Origin of the sequence: Streptomyces netropsis, assembly GCF_014203545.1 — a bacterium.
GTDB classification, from domain to species: Bacteria; Actinomycetota; Actinomycetes; order Streptomycetales; family Streptomycetaceae; genus Streptomyces; species Streptomyces netropsis.
This window is the reverse complement of record NZ_JACHJG010000001.1, coordinates 770,927-788,345: the sequence shown is the minus strand read 5'-3', so window position 1 is coordinate 788,345 and position 17,419 is coordinate 770,927. Positions and strand designations below refer to the sequence as shown.

The window sequence follows — 17,419 nt, the reverse complement described above, 5'->3', positions numbered from 1 at the left end:
CGGTGCCTTCCCTTGCGGTTCCGCTCACGCGCCGGCGCGCGGAACTCTCAATTCGACTTCGGTGCCCTGCCCCGGCACGGACACCAGCTCCGCGCTGCCGCCCAGGTCCCGCAGCCGGCCGCGGATCGACAGCGCGACACCCATCCGCCCCTCCCGCTCGGCGTCCGCCAGCCGGCCCTCGGCGATGCCCGGGCCGTCGTCCCGCACGGTGACGATCACCTCGCCGGGCTCGTCCTCCAGCAGGATCCAGGCCCGTGCGCCGTCGCCGGCGTGCTTGGCCACATTGTCCAGCGCGGCGCCGACGGCCGCCGCCAGTTCCGCCGCGGCGGCCGCCTCCAGCAGGACGGGCGTACCGGGCCCGGCGAAGGAGACGGTGGCCCCGGCGTACGGGGCGAGGAGCGCCTGGAGGTCGCAGGGGCCCGACGGCGCGGCGGCCGGGGCGGGGGTGACCGTCCGTACCAGCTCGGCGTCCTCGGCGAGCTGCGCGGCCGAGCGCTGCGGGGGCAGCAGGCCGCCGGCGACGAGGGTGCGCAGCGCGATCTCCTGCTCGCCCGCCATCCGGCCCAGCTCGGCGGCCTCGCCGCCGATCGCGGCGCCCCGGCGCTGCACCATGGCCAGCACCTGCAGGACGCCGTCGTGGATGTCGCGGGCCAGCCGCTCGCGCTCGCGGGTCGCGGCCTCGATCTGGAGGGCGCGGGCGAGCGTGCGCTCACTGGCCCGGGCCACCTCGACGATGTAGCCGATGGCGATGCTGGAGACCCACACCAGCAGCACGTTGTGGATCGTGTCGCGGGCGGCGCCGCCGCGCTCGACGAGGTTGGCGACGGCCACGAGGGTCGATCCGACGGCCGCCCAGCGCCAGCCGCCCTTGATGGCGCAGCCCAGCACGGCGCCGCCCGCCCAGATGGACGGCAGGGTGGCCGCGCCGCTCGCGATGCGCTCGGCGGAGTCGATGACGGCGGTGAGCAGGATGCCGGCCAGCGCGATGCCGAGATCGGCGGCCAGGAACCCCCTGGTGCAGCGCTCGGGTGCCGTGACCCGGTTCCAGGTCAGCAGCATCCATACGGTCAGCGCGCCCATGTAGAGGGCGGCGCCGAGCGGGTGCGCGTACTCCCGGTAGTTGAGGAAGAAGAGCGCGAGGGCGTAGCCGAGGGTGATGATCCGGTAGCCGGTCAGCGCGCGCCACAGCGGCAGCTCCACGGACATGCGCACGGCGCGCGGGCGCTTGCCGCCCGGTGCGCGCGATATGCCCGGTGCCGCACGAGTCCCCTGAGTCATCGACCCAACCCCCAGCCGGGCGCTCAGGCCTCGGGCTGCTTGCCGGCCTTGTCGAGTCCGGCCGCCTTCGCGGCCTTCTCCTCCTCGGCCTTCCGCTTGGCCTCGTCCGCGATCTGCCGCTTGGCCGCCGTCGCGTAGATGTCGACGTACTCCTGGCCCGACAGCTCCATGATCTTGTACATGACCTCGTCGGTCACCGAGCGCAGGATGAAGCGGTCGCCGTCCATGCCGTGGTAGCGGCTGAAGTCGAGCGGCTCACCGATCCGGATGCCCGGCCGGATCATCTTGGGCAGCACCTTCCCGGGCGGCTGCACCTTCTCCGTGTCGATCATCGCGACCGGGATCACGGGCGCACCGGACAGCAGCGCCACCCGGGCGAGCCCGCCGGGCTTGCCGCGGTAGAGACGGCCGTCCGGGGAGCGGGTGCCCTCCGGGTAGATGCCGAACAGCTCACCGCGCTCCAGCACCTCGATGCCGCTCTTGATCGCGGCCTCACCCGCGCCGCGGCCGCCCGAACGGTCGACGGGAAGCTGGCCGACGCCCTTGAAGAAGGCGGCCGTCAGCTTCCCCTTGACCCCCGGGGAGGTGAAGTATTCCTGCTTCGCGATGAACGTGACCTTCCGGTCGAGCACCGCGGGGAGGAAGAAGGAGTCCGAGAAGGACAGGTGGTTGCTCGCCAGGATCGCGGGCCCCTCGGCCGGGATGTTCTCCAGGCCCTCCACCCACGGCCGGAAGGCAAGCTTCAGCGACCCGCCGATGGACAGCTTCATAGCGCCGTAGAACAACCCAGAACCTCCTGTAGTGACGAGGAGACCTTAACCTGCCTACCCGCCGTGCGGCGCTCCGCGTACGCTGAGGGCCAGACCCCTTTTTCCCGTTCCATCGATCGGAGATCCCGGTGCCGCTCCTCCCCGGCGCCGAGCCGTTCCGCCACGTCGGCGGAGAGGTCGGCGTCCTCGTGTGTCACGGCTTCACCGGTTCCCCGCAGTCCGTACGGCCCTGGGCCGATTATCTCGCGGAACGCGGCCTGACGGTGTCGCTTCCCCTGCTGCCCGGCCACGGCACCCGCTGGCAGGACATGCAGCTCACCGGGTGGCAGGACTGGTACGCGGAGGTGGACCGCGAACTGCGGTCGCTGCGTGAGCACTGTTCCGAGATCTTCGTGTGCGGTCTGTCGATGGGCGGGGCGCTCGCGCTGCGGCTCGCGGCCCTGCACGGTGACGCGGTCCGCGGCGTCGTGGTGGTCAACCCGGGGAACAAGGTGCACGGCCTCGCCGCCAAGGCGCTGCCCGTGGCGCGCCATCTGCTGCGCAGCACCAAGGGCATCGCCAGCGACATCGCCAAGCCGGGCGCGGCCGAGGTCGGCTACGACCGGGTGCCGCTGCACGCCGCGCACTCGCTGCGCCGCTTCTTCCATCTGGTCGACTCCGAACTTCCGCAGGTCACCCAGCCGTTGCTGCTCCTGCACAGCCCCGACGACCGCGTCGTCCCCGCCGCCGACTCGGCGCGCATCCTGGCCCGGGTCTCCTCCCGGGACGTCACCGAGCGGTTGCTGGAGCGCAGCCGTCACGTGGCGACCCTGGACCACGACGCCGAGCTGATCTTCAAGGACACGTACGCGTTCATCAACCGGCTCAGCGCCGGTGCCGACGCGGACGCCGGCAAGGAGGGGACGGCCACCCGTGGCTGAGCGCGACGCGGGCCGCGACGAGAGCCGCGATCCGCTGGACGAGGACGCGGCCTGGGCGGAGCTCGTCGCCGCGTACGGCGAACAGCCCGATCCCGCCACGGGCCGCTGGCCCGCCTCCGGTGACGTCACGGACGAGCTCGACGACCGCGAGCGGGCCGAGGACCGTCCCGCTCCGGACGGGGCCGAGGATGCCGGCGCCTCCGACGGGCCGGACGGCCCCGGTGACGACCGGGACGGCACCACCAAGACCGCCACGGCCGCCCCGGGGCAGCCGGACCGGCCGGGCAGCTTCATCGTCTACGCCCCCGGTGTCGGCCCCCGCGACTGGAGCGAGCCCGGGGCCGACGGCGGCAAGGACGGCACCGCCGACGCGGACGAGGGGCACTTCGTCCCGCCGGAGCCGCCGCCGCTGCCGACCGGCGACGTCACCGCCCGCTTCGCCTGGATCGCCGTGCTCGGCGGACCGTTGCTGCTGCTGGTCATGGTGCTGCTGCGCCAGGAGCTGACGTGGTGGATGACCACGCTCGGCGTCGGCGGCTTCCTCGGCGGCTTCGCCACGCTGGTGCTGCGCATGAAGGACGGCGACGACGACGAGGACGACGACCCGGGGCGCGGCGCGGTCGTGTAGGGCTTCGCCGACCTCAAACGCCGGACAGGCTCGTTCGAGCCCGCCCGGCGTTTGAGGACCGGGGTCCGGGGCGGAGCCCCGGGGCTACACAGCAGGCACCCTCAGTGCGGCCAACACCGGCAGGTGATCCGTGGCGGCCCGCAGATCCCGCTCCGCGATGCCCGGCAGCCCCATCGGGACGCCGCAGCCGAGGACCTCGACGCCGGGGGTCGCGAAGACCGCGTCGATGCGCTGGAGGGGGTCACCGAGCCGAGTGGTGTGCTCGCGGCCCCACGGCTTCGTGGCCCAGCCGTCCTGGAGGGCGTCCGCGAGGAGCCCGAACGTACGCCCGTCGGGTCGGTCGTTGAGGTCGCCCGCCGCGACGGCGTGCGGGACGCCGAGCGAGGCGAGCCGGTCGAGGAGCAGCTTGCCCTGGCCGAAGCGCTCGCCGTCCTTCATGCTCAGGTGGCAGCTGAGGACACCGAGCCGGGCCCGGCCGAAGCGGAGCACGGCGGTGGCGAAGCCGCGCTGGTGCAGGCCGGGGGTGCGGGGCAGCAGGACGTCCTCCGTGTGCTCCACGGTGGCGCGCAGCGAGGACAGGATCATCGGGCCCGAGGCGGTGGCCCCGCCGGTGACGTACACCAGCTCGGAGGTACGGGCGAGGCGGGCGGCGGCCTTGCGCCAGCGGAAGAAGCGCGGCGCTTCCTGGACGCAGACGACATCGGGGGCGCAGGCCCGGATGACCCGGGCCAGCGCCCCCGTGTCGTCACGCATGGAGCGGATGTTGTAGCTGAGCACGCGGACGACGGCCGAGCCGTCGCCTTCGGTACGCGACGGGGGCAGGTCCGCGAGCATCGCCACTCTCCTGTTGCTCCGAAGGTGCTACAAGGTGTGATCAGCCCTCTCGGGCGGTGCCGTCAGCCCTGGCGCGCCAGGTCGGCTGCGCCGACCAGTCCCGCCTTGCCGCCCAGCTGCGCGGCGAGCACCTGCGCGTGCGGGCGCCACTGGCCGCCGATCAGCCAGCGCTTGAAGGACTTGCGGATGGGGTCGAGCACGAGGTCGCCCTCGTCCGAGACACCGCCGCCGACGATGAACGCGGAGGGGTCGAAGAGCGAGGCCAGGTCGGCCAGGCCCGCGCCCGCCCAGCGGGCCAGCTCGCGGAAGGAGTCGATGGCGACCGGGTCGCCCTGCCGGGCGGCGGCGCTGATGTGCTTGCCCTCGATGCCCTCGACCGTGCCGTCGCCGAGACCCAGCAGTATCGTGGCGTTCTCCGGGGTGGCGTTGGCGCGCTGCTTGGCGTAGCGGACGAGCGCGCGCCCGGAGGCGTACTGCTCCCAGCACCCCTGGCTGCCGCAACCGCACAGCAGGCCGTCGGGGACGACCCGGATGTGGCCGAATTCGGCCGCCACACCGAAGCGGCCGCGGCGCAGCTTGTTGCCGATGATGATGCCGCCGCCGAGGCCGGTGCCCAGGGTGATGCAGATGACGTCGTCGTGGCCCTGGCCGGCGCCGAAGCGGTATTCGCCCCAGGCGGCGGCGTTGGCGTCGTTCTCGACGACGACCGGGAGGCCGACGCGCTGCTCGACCTTGTCCTTGAGGGCCTCGTGGCGCCAGTTGATGTTCGGGGCGAACAGGACGGTGGCCCGCTTGTCGTCCACGTAGCCCGCGGCACCGATGCCGACCGCCTCGACGTCGTGGCCGACGCTGACCGTGCGCACCGCGTCCGCGATGGCGTCGACGACCGCTTCGGGGGTCGGGGGGGTGGGCACCTTGCAGGTCGCGAGGATCTTGCCCTCTTCGTCGACCACGCCGGCCGCGATCTTCGTGCCGCCGATGTCGACGCCGATGGTGAGTCCCATGTATCCCTCAGTTATTCGCTCGAACCCCGCCACGGCCCACCGTACCGGAGGGCCAGGTCAGTCCAGGTCGATGCGCTCGGTCCCGCCGGCGGCTCCGTCGCCTTTGCCGGGCGGGGTGTCACCGTCCGCGCCGGGCCGGTCGGCGGGCGCGGAGGCCGGGCGCTCGCCCCGGGTCCAGCGGCCCTCCTGTCCCTGGACGGCGGCGCGGTAGGCGGCGAGCAGCTCGGAGCCCGCGGAGGCCAGGTGGTCGAAGACGTCGGGGTTGCGCTCGATGACGGGCTCGACCACCGCCTTCGCCTGGGTGATGAGCTGCTGCACGGCGCCCTGCGCGGCCGCCCCGGCGAGCGGCAGCTGGAGCCCCGCGACCTTGTCGGCGACGGCGTCGACGAGCTTGCGCAGCTCCTCGGCGGCGGTGCCGGTGGCCGGGCCCTGCCCGTACTCCGCGCGGCGGCGGGCCTTCTCTGCGGCGAGATCCTCGGCGCAGGCCCGCTCCCAGGCGTCGTGGTCGGCCGCCCCGTCGGAGGCGGGGCGCTCGGTGGCTTCGCTCATGGCGGACTCCTGCGGCTGGATTTTCCTTCGACGTTACCCGAACGGCGTAGTGCCGTTCAGCTGCTCCGCGGCCAGAGGCCGGGGTCGGGGGTGAACCGTACGCACAGGGCGCCGTCGCGCAGCGCGGCACCGGAGACGGCGCAGCGGCGCAGCGCGGACGGCAGGGGCAGGACGCGGCGGAACGGTCCGACGCCGACGATCAGCTCGTCGCCCCGGCGGACCAGGTCGAGTCCCTCCCGGTCGGCGCCGGGCAGCGGCAGCCGCCAGACGAGGACGCCGTCGACGGCGATGCGGTCCTCCACGGACCAGGCCTCGGACTCCTCCGCACCGCCCGGGCCGTCCGGACCGGGGCCGCTCCAGCCGTCGAGTTCGTCGGTGAGGCCGTCGCCCTCGACGATCCCGGACCCGCCGATCGTGGTCGACCGGGCGCGGCCCGCCAGCTCGGCGAGGTCTTCGGCGCCCCGCGGGCCACGGCCGAGGTGCGGCAGCTCGCAGACGGTGACGGCGTCGACGAGGAACTCCTCGCGCAACGCCTTCAGCGCGGTCCGCTGCTCGGCGACCGGCCCGGCGAGCCAGGAGCCGGCTGTGTCTTCCGGAAGCTCGGGAAACAGCCTGTTGGCGACGAGGGTGTCGATCCGGCAGCTCTGGAGGGCGAGTCCGGCGCGGGCGACGCGCACCGCCTCGGCGGCGACCGGCCCGGGTTCGACGACGAGTCGCACGGTCGTGTCCCTCGCCTCGATCACCCGCTGCACGGCGGCCAGCTCCGCCTCCCAGCGCTCGGCGGTCTCGTACAGCCGCTGTGCGGGCATCGGCACCCCGGCGAGCTGCGCGAGCATCGGCCGCAGTGCGCGGGCGGCCTGCCGCTCGGGGGGCAGCAGCCGGCGCAGATAGCGGCGCAGCTGCTCGGGCAGCGCGAGCAGCCGTATGGTCTCGGGCGCGGGCGGCATGTCGACGACGAGCAGGTCCCAGGGGGCGTCACCGGTGTGGGCGGCGCGCAGCGCGGTGAGGATCGCGAGGGGTTCCGCGCCGGGGAGTTCGGTGAGCTCCTCGGCATCGAGCGGGGTGGCGCCGAGCAGGTCGAAGAGGGAGGCGCCGCGGTCCTGGAGTTCCCGGGCACGGTCGCGGAAGTGCTCGCCGACGGCGATCCGGGCCGCCTCGAGACCGGGGGCGACGTCGACGGGCTGCGCCCAGGGCGCGGGGCTCTCGTGTCCCACGGGCGGCGCGGGCAGCGCGACGCCGAGGACCGCCTCGGGCGCGGGGCCGCGGTCGGAGGTGAGCAGCAGCACGCGCCGCCCCTGGCGGGCCGCGGCGAGCGCGGTGGCCGCGGCGGCGGTGGTGCGGCCCGCGCCGCCGGGACCGGTGACGAGGACCGTACGCAAGGTGGAGCCTCCGGCAATGAAGTGCATGGTTACGCGGTCGGCGCGGCGGCGGCCGGACGTCCTGACGCCGTCCGCGCCGCCGGGCCGGGCCGGGTCAGGACTTCGCGCCGCTCTCGACGCGCTCCTTGAGGCCCTGGAGGGCGCGGTCGATGATGACCTTCTCCGCCTTGCGCTTGATCATCCCGAGCATCGGGATCTTGACGTCGACCGTGAGCTGGTACGTCACCTCGGTGTGCGCGCCGCCCGCCACGGGGGCCAGGCTGTACGAGCCGTCGAGCTGACGCAGCATCTGGGACTTGACCAGCGACCAGCTCACCACATTGTCGGCGGGCCAGCTGTAGGCCAGCGTGTGGTCGTCCTTGATCGCACCCGCGTCGAGGACCAGGCGCACCTGCGCGGCACGGCCCTGCTCGTCCTTGGCGAGGACCTCGGCCTGCTTGACCTCGCCGGTCCACTCCGGGTAGCGGTCGAAGTCGGCGATCACCGACATGACCTCGGCCGGGGCCGCCTCGATCGTGATGCTCGAGCTGGTGTGTTCCGCCATCGCCGTGGCTCCTCCGTACCGGGGTCCCGCTGCCTCATGTGCCTCGTGTGCCTGCCGGTGAAGGCTACATCGCGCGGCCGGTCACCACTCCAGTGCCCACGGAGTACCGGACGACGCGAAATGGCCGACATTGACGCACTCGGTGTCGCCGATCCGCATCCGCTGCGCGAGCGGCTGGTGGACGTGGCCGAAGAGGGCGTACTTGGGCCGGGTGGCCCTGATCGTCTCCAGCAGCGCCGAGCTGCCGCGCTCGAAGCGGCGGGCGACGGTGTCGTAGCAGAGCTCGGGCACGTCGGGCGGGATGTGCGAGCAGAGCACGTCGACCTCGCCGAGGGCGGCGAGCTTCGCGGCGTAGGTCTCGTCGTCGATCTCGTAGGGGGTGCGCATCTGCGACCGGAGGCCGCCGCCGACGAAGCCGAAGACGCGGCCGCCGATCTCGGCCCGCTCGCCGTCGAGGACCGTCGTGCCGGGCCGGGCGTACTCGGGCCACAGCCCGGGGATGTCGACGTTGCCGTAGGTCGCGTAGGTGGGGGTGGGGAACGCGGCGAAGAGCTCGGCGTACTGCCCGCGCACGGCCTTCTCGACGGCGGAGTCGCGGTCTATCCCGTCCCACAGGCGCCGGGCCAGCTCGCGGGCCTCCTCGAAGCGGCGGGCGGTGCGCAGCTCGACGATCCGGTCGGCGTTCTCGACGCCGAACAGCTCGGGGAAGATGCCGCGCGAGTGGTCGGCGTAGTCGAGGAAGAGGACCAGGTCCCCCAGGCACACCAAGGCGTCGGCGCCGTCGCCCGCCCGGGCGAGGGCCTCGCTGTTGCCGTGCACATCGCTGACCACGTGAATCCTGAAGCGACCTCGCATGCGGATCACCCTAGGGTGTTCGGCCCGGCCTTCGGAAGGGCCCCGACCTGCGGTTACTTCCGGGTTACCAAAGCTAGGGGCTAGGGTTCGGACAGCAGTCCCGTGGCATGTGACGCATAGAACATCTGGACGCGACCCCTATTCGAATAGCCGTACCGGTGGGTAACGTCCGGGCAGTCCAATACCCCCCTTGCCTGATCATGGACCGCAGCCGACACAGCGCCCCTCGAAGACGCGGCGGCGCCGGCGCCCGACGAGGAGCAGCAGTCTTGCGCGAGTTCAGCCTTCCGGCCCTGTACGAGGTCCCCGCGGACGGAAACCTGACGGATCTGATCCGCCGCAACGCCGCGCAGCATCCTGACGTCGCCGTCATAGGGCGCAAGGTCGACGGCCGGTGGCAGGACGTCACCGCCACCCAGTTCCTGGCGGAGGTCCGTGCGGCCGCCAAGGGCCTGATGGCCTCCGGCATCCGCCCCGGCGACCGGGTCGGCCTCTTGTCCCGCACCCGCTACGAGTGGGCGCTGCTGGACTTCGCCATCTGGAGCGCGGGCGGCGTGACCGTGCCCGTCTACGAGACCAGCTCGCCGGAGCAGATCCAGTGGATCCTCGGCGACTCCGGTGCCGTGGCCTGCCTGGTGGAGTCCCCCGCGCACGAGGCCGCCGTGGAGTCCGTGCGGGACCGGCTGCCCGACCTCGCGAACATCTGGCAGATCGAGCGCGGCGCGCTCGACCGGCTGCGGGCCGCGGGCGAGGACCTGACCGACGAGGCCGTCGACGAGCGCAGCGCCGTCGCCACCGCCGACTCCCCCGCCACCATCGTCTACACCTCGGGCACCACCGGCCGCCCGAAGGGCTGTGTGCTGACCCACCGCAGCTTCTTCGCGGAGTGCGGCAACGTGGTCGAGCGGCTCAAGCCGCTCTTCCGCACCGGCGACTCGTCCGTGCTGCTCTTCCTGCCCGCCGCCCATGTCTTCGGGCGGCTGGTCGAGATCGCCTCGGTGATGGCCCCGATCCGGCTGGGCCTCGTCAGCGACATCCGCAATCTCACCGACGACCTCCAGTCCTTCCGCCCGTCGCTGGTGCTGGGCGTGCCGCGGGTCTTCGAGAAGGTCTACAACGGCGCGCGGGCCAAGGCCCAGGCGGACGGCAAGGGCAAGATCTTCGACCGGGCCGCGGACACCGCGATCGCCTACAGCCGCGCGCAGGACACCCCGGCGGGCCCGTCGTTCGGCCTCCGGATCAAGCACAAGATCTTCGACAAGCTGGTCTACAGCAAGCTGCGCGCGGTGCTGGGCGGCCGGGCCACCCACGCGATCTCCGGCGGCGCGCCGCTGGGCGAGCGGCTCGGCCACTTCTACCGCGGCATCGGCTTCACGGTCCTGGAGGGCTACGGCCTGACCGAGACGTGCGCCGCGACCGCCTTCAACCCCTGGGACCGGCAGAAGATCGGTTCGGTCGGGCAGCCGCTGCCGGGTTCGGTGGTCCGGATCGCCGACGACGGCGAGGTCCTGCTGCACGGCGAGCACCTGTTCACGGGCTACTGGAACAACGAACAGGCCACCAAGGAGGCCCTCTCCGACGGCTGGTTCCACACCGGCGACCTGGGCACGCTCGACGAGGACGGCTACCTCGCGATCACGGGCCGGAAGAAGGAGATCATCGTCACGGCGGGCGGCAAGAACGTCGCGCCCGCGGTGATCGAGGACCGGATCCGCGCCCACGCCCTGATCGCCGAGTGCATGGTCGTCGGCGACGGCCGGCCGTTCGTGGGCGCGCTGATCACCCTGGACGAGGACTTCCTGCCGCGCTGGCTGGCGGAGCACGGCCGCCCGGCCGGCACGACGCCCTCCGAGCTGGCTGACGACGCCGAGCTGCTGGCCGATGTGCAGAAGGCGGTGGACGACGGCAACGCGGCGGTCTCCAAGGCGGAGTCGGTGCGCAAGTTCCGCATCCTGCCCGCGCAGTTCACGGAGGAATCCGGGCATGTGACGCCGTCGCTCAAGCTGAAGCGGAACGTGGTGGCGAAGGACTTCGCGGGCGAGATCGAAGCGATTTACCACGCGTAGCGGTGCGGGTTAAAAGATTGCTTTCAATCGCCGGGCGGGCTCGATAAACAAGCCTGCCCGGCGATTGAGGGCTTTCTTCTACAGCAGTTCCCGCAAGCGGTTCGCCAGAAGGTCCCAGCGCCACCGCTCTTCCACCCACGCGCGGCCCCGCTCGCCCATGCGACGGCGGAGCTCGGGGTCCCGGAGCAGCGTGACGATCCGGTCGGCGGACTCCTCGGCGGAGCCGCCCCGCACCACATAGCCCGTCTCGCCGTCCAGGACGGCGTCGGGCGCACCGCCGGAGTCGCCCGCGACCACCGGAAGTCCCGTCGCCGACGCCTCCAGGTAGACGATGCCGAGTCCCTCGACGTCCAGGCCGCCGCGGCGCGTACGGCAGGGCATGGCGAAGACGTCGCCGGCGCCGTAGTGCGCGGGCAGTTCCTCCCACGGGACGGGCCCGGTGAAGCGGACCGCGTGGGCGACGCCGGTGCGCTCGGCGAGGGCCCGCAGGTCCTTCGCGTAGGGCCCGCCGCCGACTATGAGCAGCACCGTGTCCGGGACCGCCGCGAGGATCCGTGGCATGGCCTCGATCAGGGTGTCCTGGCCCTTGCGCGGTACGAGGCGGGAGACGCACACCACGACGGGACGGTCGGCGAGCCCGAGGCGGGCGCGGACCTCGTCGCCGCCGGAGGCCGGGTGGAAGGTCTTCTCGTCCACGCCGGGCGGCAGTTGGACCATCCGCCCGGCCGCCTCGGGCGTCAGCGCGGCGGCGATCCGGGAGCGGGTGTACTCCCCCAGATAGGTGATCGTGTCCGTGCCCTCGCCGATCCGGCGCAGCAACTGCCGGGAGGCGGGCAGCTGGGCCCAGCCCGCCTCGTGCCCGTGGGTGGTGGCGACCAGTCGCCGGGCCCCGGCGCGGCGCAGCGCGGGTGCCATCAGTCCGAGCGGCGCGGCGGCCCCGAACCACACGGAGGTGCAGCCGTGTTCGCGCAGCAGCGCGGTGGCGCGGCGCGTGACCCGGGGGGTGGGCAGCAGCATCGTGGTGCGGTCGCGGACGACCTCGAAGGGCTGCTCCGCGTCGAAGCGGGCGGTGGCCTCGGCGCCTTCCCGGCCGCGCTTCCACGTCGAGGCGTAGACGACGACATCCGCCGGGTCCAGGCGCAGCGCCATGTTGTGCAGGAACGCCTGGATGCCGCCGGGCCGGGGCGGAAAGTCGTTGGTGACGATCAAGGTCTTGTGCACGGGGGTCTTTCGGCTGGGGGTCGCTCGGCGGGTGGCCTTGGGCCGTGACATCGCGCCGCCGACAGTACCGGGTGCGCTCGGGCCACCGCCGGGGGTGCCCCCGGGGCGGCTATCTGGACCCGCGTCCCGCCACGTCACCGCGCACAGGCCGCCTCGACCGGCATCATTCCTTGGAGTGACGGAGCGTGTAGGGACGTGCGTGGAACGTGAACCGTGCGTGGACCGTGAATGGACGAGGTGAATCATGGCGGGCACTGGCTTGCGGCTCTCGATCGTGGTGTGGGCCGTCACCCGGGCCGTTCTGCTGCTGTGTGTGTTCCGGGTGTGGGTGCTGCCCGGATCGGATGTCGGGATCGACATCGAGGTGATCTACCAGGGCTGGTACGGGGTGCTGCGGACGGGCACCTTCCCGCTGGACGACGTGACGTGGCAGTACCCGCCGGCCGCGGCGCTGGCCGTGCTCTCCCCCGGGCTGCTGCCGTTCCTCGACTACGCCCCGGCGTTCTTCCTGATGTGCTTCCTGGCGGACGTGCTGGTCTTCGCGATGCTGCTGTTCACCGTGCGCGGCGGCAGACGCAGCCGGGCGGGGGTGTGGGTCTGGGTGGTCGGGGTGCCGCTGCTGGGCCCGATCGTCTACGCCCGCTACGACGTCATGGTGACCGCCGTGTCCGTCGCGGCGCTGCTGGCCGCCGCGCGCCCGGCCGGGGCCCGGCTCTCGGGGGCGCTCGCCGGCTTCGGGGCGCTGCTGAAGGTCTGGCCGGTGCTGCTGCTCGCCGGCACCCCGCGCGGCCCACGCACCCGCTCCGCCTGGGGCGCCGCGCTGCTCACGGCGCTCGTGCTGGGGCTGCTGTTCGCCGCGGCGATGCCGGGGGCGCTGGCGTTCCTGACCTTCCAGCGCGACCGCGGCACGGAGATCGAGTCGCTGGGGTCGTTGGTCTTCCATCTGGGGCGGCACTTCGGGTGGCAGGGCCACGCGCAGCTGCACTACGGCTCGGTGGAGTTCCTCGGCCCGTACGTCCGCACGATGAGCCGGCTGGCACTGGGGCTGAGCGTGCTGGCCTTCGGCTGGCTGCTGCTGTGGCGGGTGCGCGCGCGGCGGTTCACCGCGTGCACGCCCTTCGACGCGGCCTTCGCGGCCGTGCTGCTGTTCACCACCACCAGCCGGGTGATCAGCCCGCAGTATCTGATCTGGCTGATCGGCCTGGCGGCGGTGTGCATGACGATGCGGACGACCCGGCAGGGGCTGCCCGTCGCCCTGGTGCTGCTGGCGGCGCCGCTCACCCAGCTCGAGTTCCCCATCTGGTTCTCGCACGTCGTGGCCAGCGACAAGCTGGGCGTGACGACGCTGACGCTGCGCAATCTGCTGCTGGTGGTGGCGACCCTGCTCTCGTGCGCCCGGCTGTGGCGGGAGACGGTGACCGAGGCGGGGCCGACCGGGACGCCGGAGCCGCCCGCCGAGCGGTCGTCCGCGCTGGTCGCCAAGTGACGGCCGGCCTACGTCAGCCGAGCGCGGCCTCCAGATAGGCGCGCCAGCGCGCGGTGAAGTCGCCGACGCCCACCCCGAGCACGTCGCGCAGGGCGGCCTCGACGGCGCCCGCCCGTCGGCTGTGCCCGCCGACCGCGCGGTAGAAGGCGACGAGCTTCTCCTCGCCCCACTCGTCGGCGATCATGCGGCAGGCCAGCCAGCCCTCCTCGTAGGCGCGGGCCAGCCGCCCGGACTCACCCGCGAAGCCGAACTCCGCGTCCTCGGGCAGCCGCCGCGGCAGCTCGCCGCCGGTGACGGCGCGGGCCAGCTCGGGGGCGGCCTGGCGCGGTGTGCGGTCGGTGTCGCGGTAGGCGGCCCAGTCGGCGAAGCCCTCGGAGAGCCACAGCGGGGTGGCCGGGGAGGTCAGCGCGCGGGTGGCGACGTGGGCGGTCTCGTGGGTGAGCACGACGCGGCGGCCGAAGTCGCCGAGCACGCCGTACGCCTCGGGGTTGACGATGATCCGGTCGGCCGGGGCGGCGCCGGCGCCGCCGACCTCTCCGGTGGTCACCGCCGCGATGCCCCGGTAGCCGGAGGCGGGCGATCCCAGCAGGGCCGCCATGGTGTCCAGGGAGGCCGGCATCTCGACCACCACCCGCCCCGCCCACTTGCCCCGCCAGGCCGCGCCCACGGCGGGCACCGCGCGGTCGGCGAGGTCCGCGAGGGCCCGCAGCCGCGCCCGGTCCTGGCCGACGCCGAGGACGAGGCTGTGCTCGCCGCGCACGACCGCCACCGTGCCCTGCTCCCACAGCTGCCGGCCGCCGTTGCGGTCGTCCTGGGCGGCGATGTACCAGCGGCCGTCGCGCTTGACGAGCGTCAGGCGCGCGGGTGCCGTGACGGGCGCGGTGTCGTAGCCGGCGATCCGGTAGCGCAGTTCGGCCTCGACGGCGACGCGGTGACCGTCGCCGGGCGCGGGGGCGAACCCTCCCCGCCGCACGAGCCGGTAGCCGTAGGCGGCCAGCGGTACGTCCTTGAGCTGCGCGAACACCCGCTGTCGCGCGGCACGGTAGCCCGCCGCCCGAGGGTCCACGGCGGCCAGGAAGGCGGCCTCGTCACGGCCGCGCACCGCGTCGGCCCACCGGTCCAGCAGGCGCTGCACCGATCTGTCGTCGGCGTCCGGGCCAGCGGAGGAGCCCATCGCCCCGCAGCCGGTCAGGGCCTGGACCCCGAGCAGGGCCGCCGCCAGGCCGCACGCCACGCGTCTTCCGCCCCACCGCTGTCGCCCTGTCACGCCCCGCATCGTACGAGCCGCGGGGCGGGCGGCAGGTGTTCAGGGCACGCTCATGGCCGGGTGACGGAGGAAATCGGCATCATGTTGGCCGGGTCGTAGCGGACCCGGGCACCGGGGTAGGGGGCGTGCACGACCTGTCCGTTGCCCACGTACATGCCCACGTGGCTGGCGTCGGCCCGGTAGATCACCAGGTCGCCGGGCTGGGCCTCCGACAGCGACACGTGCCGGCCGGCGTTCCGCTGCGCCTGCGAGGTGCGCGGCAGGCCCACGCCCGCGCGCCCGTACGCCCACTGCGTGAGCCCCGAGCAGTCGAAGGCGCTCGGGCCGGTGGCTCCCCAGGCGTACGGGGAGCCGACCGCGGAGCGCGCGGCCATGGCGGCCGCGGCCCCCCGCGAGGAGGTGGGGGCGAGGCTCGGCAGCGCGGCGGCGAGGACACCGTCGCCGCGGTCGGACCGCGACGCGCGGCCGTACTCCTCCCGGTCCGCCGTGGGCAGCGAGTTCAGCAGCCTGCGGGCCGTGGCGAGCTTCCGCTCGACCTCCTGCTTGTGGCGGACGACGGCCCGGCGGCCGTCCTCGAGGTCCGCGAGGATCCGGGACGCCTCCGCCCGCTCCTGGCGCAGTTCGCGCTGCGCGCCCTGGAGGACCCGCAGCTGGTCGGCCTGGCGGCCGGTGACGCGGTCGAGGGTGGCGGCCCGTTCCAGATAGCCGTCGGGATCGGAGGACAGCAGCAGTTCGATGGCCGGGTCCATGGCGCCGCCGGTGCGGTACTGGGCCGTGGCGATCATGCCGAGGGCGGTGCGCAGCCGGTTGACCCGCTCCTGGCCGCGCGCGACCCGGTCGGCGGCCCGCTCCACCCGTTCCCGCAGGCCGTCGGTGCGCTCGTCGGCGGCGTTGAACTTCTCGGTGGCCCGCTCCGCTTCCTCGTAGAGCCGGTCGACCTGTGCCTTCACCGTCCCGGAGGCCCGGGTGTCGTCCACGGGTTCGCCGGGCCGGGCGTCCGCGGGGGCCGCCGACAGGGCGGCGGCCGCGGTGGCCATGGCGGCGGACAGGACGGTGACCCGGACGGACCGGTTGATACCGGTCGGCGCGGGACGGCGATGGAACGCCACGGGAAGCCGCACTCCCTTTCACTGTGTGCGGCCCCTGCCGCCCGGGACGGGCGTACGACAGCGGGGCACCGCGCGCCAGACAGTAGCGGCGCGATCACCCCGGGTTCAAAGACCGCGCGGGGCGGGAAACGTGACGCCCCGCCGGAGACGCAGGTCACCGGCGGGGCGTGGAGTCAGCGAAGGGTTCCGGGATTCGCCCGAAAGGGCGGTGTGTCGCTCGGGCCCGGCACGGAGGACGGGCTTGGGACGCACCCGGGGTGCGGATGGGGCTCATGAGGTCGCGGGACGGCGGCCGAGGGCTCGGCGGAAGACGTCAGCCGACGCGCACCCCGAACTGGAAGGGCATGTTGCCCATGGCCTCGTAGCGCACGTTGGCGCCCGGCTTCGGGGCGTGCAGCACCTGGCCGTTGCCCGCGTACAGGCCGACGTGGTGCAGATCGCCGTAGAAGATCACCAGGTCGCCCGGCTTGAGGGAGCCCTGGTCGTAGATGCGGGTGCCGGCGTTCGCCTGGTCCTGCGACATGCGGGGCAGGGTGACGCCCGCCTGCGCGTACGCCCAGGAGGTCAGCCCGGAGCAGTCGAAGGAGCTGGGGCCGGTCGCACCCCAGACGTAGGGGGAGCCGATCTTGCCCTGCGCGGCGCCGAGCGCACCACCGGCACGCTGCGACTCGGGCACCGGCTTGCCCTGGTCCCCCGGGTCCGTGCGGCTCCCGCCGGAGCGGTCGGCGCGGTCGCCGCCCTTGCCCTCCTGCGCCTTGTCCTCGCCCGTGACCTCGGCCTTCTCCTTGGCCGTGAGGGTGTTGAGGAGTTCCTGGGCGTCGGAGAGCTTGCCCTGGATCTCCTTCTTCTTGTCCCCCAGCGCCTTGCGCGTGGACTCCAGGTCGGCGAGCTTGTCGGCGGCCTCCTGGCGCTCCTGCTTCAGGGTGCGCTGCTTGCCGGCTATCTGACGAAGCGTCTCCGCCTGCTTGGTGGTGAGCTGGTCGAGCGTGGAGGCCCGCTCCAGGTAGCTGTCCGGGTCGGAGGACAGCAGCAGCTGCAGGGCGGGGTCGATGCTGCCGGTGCGGTACTGCGCGGTGGCCATCGAACCGAGGCTGTTGCGGAGCTTGTTCAGCTCCTCCTGGCCGCGGGCGACCTTGTCCTGGAGATCGCCGACCTGCTTGTCCAGCTTGTCCTGCTTCTCCTTGGCCCCGTTGTACTTCTCGGTGGCCTGCTCGGCTTCCTCGTAGAGCTTGTCGACCTTCGACTTGACGTCCTGCTTGGACGCCTGCGGATCGGCGTGCGCGGCCTGGGCCGAGAGGGCGACGGCCGCCGCGGCGGTCGCGGTGAGCACGGTCACCCGGGTGCGGCCCGGCTGCTTGGGTCGACGGTGGGACGCCACGGAGACGAGCTCCTTTTCCTGGGGGCCGCCTACCGCGCAGGCTCCGCGGGCTCGGCGGGACCTTCGCCGTCACCCCGAATGGATGAACAACCGCGCGAAGGTTCGAGGCCCGACCTTAGTGACCTTCCCGC

16 protein-coding genes are annotated in these 17,419 nt (G+C 73.4%); 4 read left to right on the top strand and 12 right to left on the bottom strand.

The annotated features are described in order from the left end of the window. Window positions 1-24 precede the first annotated feature (24 nt). Both macS and FHS38_RS03575 read right to left on the bottom strand, forming a co-directional pair. Window positions 25-1,278: a MacS family sensor histidine kinase gene (gene macS / locus FHS38_RS03580; protein WP_229821860.1), complete on the bottom strand. Its 1,254-nt coding sequence runs from the start codon at window positions 1,276-1,278 to the stop codon at window positions 25-27. A 23-nt stretch (window positions 1,279-1,301) separates the two neighbouring features. Beyond that, a complete protein-coding gene (locus FHS38_RS03575) occupies window positions 1,302-2,048 on the bottom strand; it encodes a lysophospholipid acyltransferase family protein (protein ID WP_184731124.1) in 747 nt (248 codons plus the stop codon). A gap of 128 nt (window positions 2,049-2,176) precedes the next feature. On the opposite strand from FHS38_RS03575, the gene FHS38_RS03570 reads away from it, so the two are divergent. Then, window positions 2,177-2,968 carry an alpha/beta hydrolase gene (locus FHS38_RS03570; RefSeq protein ID WP_184730504.1) on the top strand — a complete coding sequence of 264 codons (792 nt, stop codon included), beginning with the start codon at window positions 2,177-2,179 and terminating at the stop codon, window positions 2,966-2,968. Beyond that, entirely contained in the window at window positions 2,961-3,596 is a 636-nt protein-coding gene (locus FHS38_RS03565) for a hypothetical protein (RefSeq protein WP_184730501.1), read from the top strand. The genes FHS38_RS03570 and FHS38_RS03565 overlap by 8 nt, the downstream gene beginning before the upstream one ends. 84 nt (window positions 3,597-3,680) lie before the next feature. Here FHS38_RS03565 and FHS38_RS03560 read toward each other — a convergent pair whose 3' ends face one another. The 6 genes from FHS38_RS03560 to FHS38_RS03535 form a co-directional block, all read right to left on the bottom strand. Further along, a complete protein-coding gene (locus FHS38_RS03560; RefSeq protein ID WP_184730499.1) occupies window positions 3,681-4,430 on the bottom strand; it encodes an endonuclease/exonuclease/phosphatase family protein in 750 nt (249 codons plus the stop codon). 62 nt (window positions 4,431-4,492) lie between these two features. Then, window positions 4,493-5,434, bottom strand: coding sequence for an ROK family glucokinase (locus tag FHS38_RS03555; protein ID WP_184730497.1), 942 nt, complete (start codon window positions 5,432-5,434; stop codon window positions 4,493-4,495). Window positions 5,435-5,491: 57 nt separating this feature from the next. Next, a complete protein-coding gene (locus FHS38_RS03550; RefSeq protein ID WP_184730494.1) occupies window positions 5,492-5,983 on the bottom strand; it encodes a DUF5304 domain-containing protein in 492 nt (163 codons plus the stop codon). 56 nt (window positions 5,984-6,039) lie between these two features. Further along, the gene (locus FHS38_RS03545; protein WP_184731123.1) at window positions 6,040-7,362 is read right to left on the bottom strand and encodes an ArsA family ATPase; all 1,323 of its coding nucleotides are present in this window, start codon (window positions 7,360-7,362) and stop codon (window positions 6,040-6,042) included. 94 nt (window positions 7,363-7,456) lie between these two features. Then, the gene (locus FHS38_RS03540) at window positions 7,457-7,906 is read right to left on the bottom strand and encodes an SRPBCC family protein (protein ID WP_184730492.1); all 450 of its coding nucleotides are present in this window, start codon (window positions 7,904-7,906) and stop codon (window positions 7,457-7,459) included. An 81-nt stretch (window positions 7,907-7,987) separates the two neighbouring features. After that, entirely contained in the window at window positions 7,988-8,761 is a 774-nt protein-coding gene (locus FHS38_RS03535; protein WP_184730490.1) for a metallophosphoesterase family protein, read from the bottom strand. 269 nt (window positions 8,762-9,030) lie between these two features. Between FHS38_RS03535 and FHS38_RS03530 the strand changes: the two genes are divergently transcribed. Continuing rightward, window positions 9,031-10,827 carry an AMP-dependent synthetase/ligase gene (locus FHS38_RS03530; protein ID WP_184730488.1) on the top strand — a complete coding sequence of 599 codons (1,797 nt, stop codon included), beginning with the start codon at window positions 9,031-9,033 and terminating at the stop codon, window positions 10,825-10,827. Window positions 10,828-10,905: 78 nt separating this feature from the next. On the opposite strand, the gene FHS38_RS03525 is transcribed toward FHS38_RS03530, so the two are convergent. Next, window positions 10,906-12,048 (bottom strand): glycosyltransferase family 4 protein, encoded by a 1,143-nt coding sequence (locus tag FHS38_RS03525; protein WP_184730487.1) that lies wholly within the window; start codon window positions 12,046-12,048, stop codon window positions 10,906-10,908. Between the two features lie 244 nt (window positions 12,049-12,292). On the opposite strand from FHS38_RS03525, the gene FHS38_RS03520 reads away from it, so the two are divergent. Continuing rightward, the gene (locus tag FHS38_RS03520; RefSeq protein ID WP_184730485.1) at window positions 12,293-13,534 is read left to right on the top strand and encodes a glycosyltransferase 87 family protein; all 1,242 of its coding nucleotides are present in this window, start codon (window positions 12,293-12,295) and stop codon (window positions 13,532-13,534) included. A gap of 13 nt (window positions 13,535-13,547) precedes the next feature. On the opposite strand, the gene FHS38_RS03515 is transcribed toward FHS38_RS03520, so the two are convergent. The 3 genes from FHS38_RS03515 to FHS38_RS03505 all read right to left on the bottom strand — a co-directional run bounded on the left by FHS38_RS03515 (window position 13,548) and on the right by FHS38_RS03505 (window position 17,288). Continuing rightward, window positions 13,548-14,810 (bottom strand): hypothetical protein, encoded by a 1,263-nt coding sequence (locus FHS38_RS03515; RefSeq protein WP_184730483.1) that lies wholly within the window; start codon window positions 14,808-14,810, stop codon window positions 13,548-13,550. Window positions 14,811-14,851: 41 nt separating this feature from the next. Continuing rightward, window positions 14,852-15,910: a C40 family peptidase gene (locus FHS38_RS03510; RefSeq protein ID WP_184730482.1), complete on the bottom strand. Its 1,059-nt coding sequence runs from the start codon at window positions 15,908-15,910 to the stop codon at window positions 14,852-14,854. A 313-nt stretch (window positions 15,911-16,223) separates the two neighbouring features. After that, complete coding sequence (locus FHS38_RS03505) at window positions 16,224-17,288, bottom strand: C40 family peptidase (protein WP_184730480.1); 1,065 nt, start codon at window positions 17,286-17,288, stop codon at window positions 16,224-16,226. Between the last annotated feature and the right edge of the window lie 131 nt (window positions 17,289-17,419).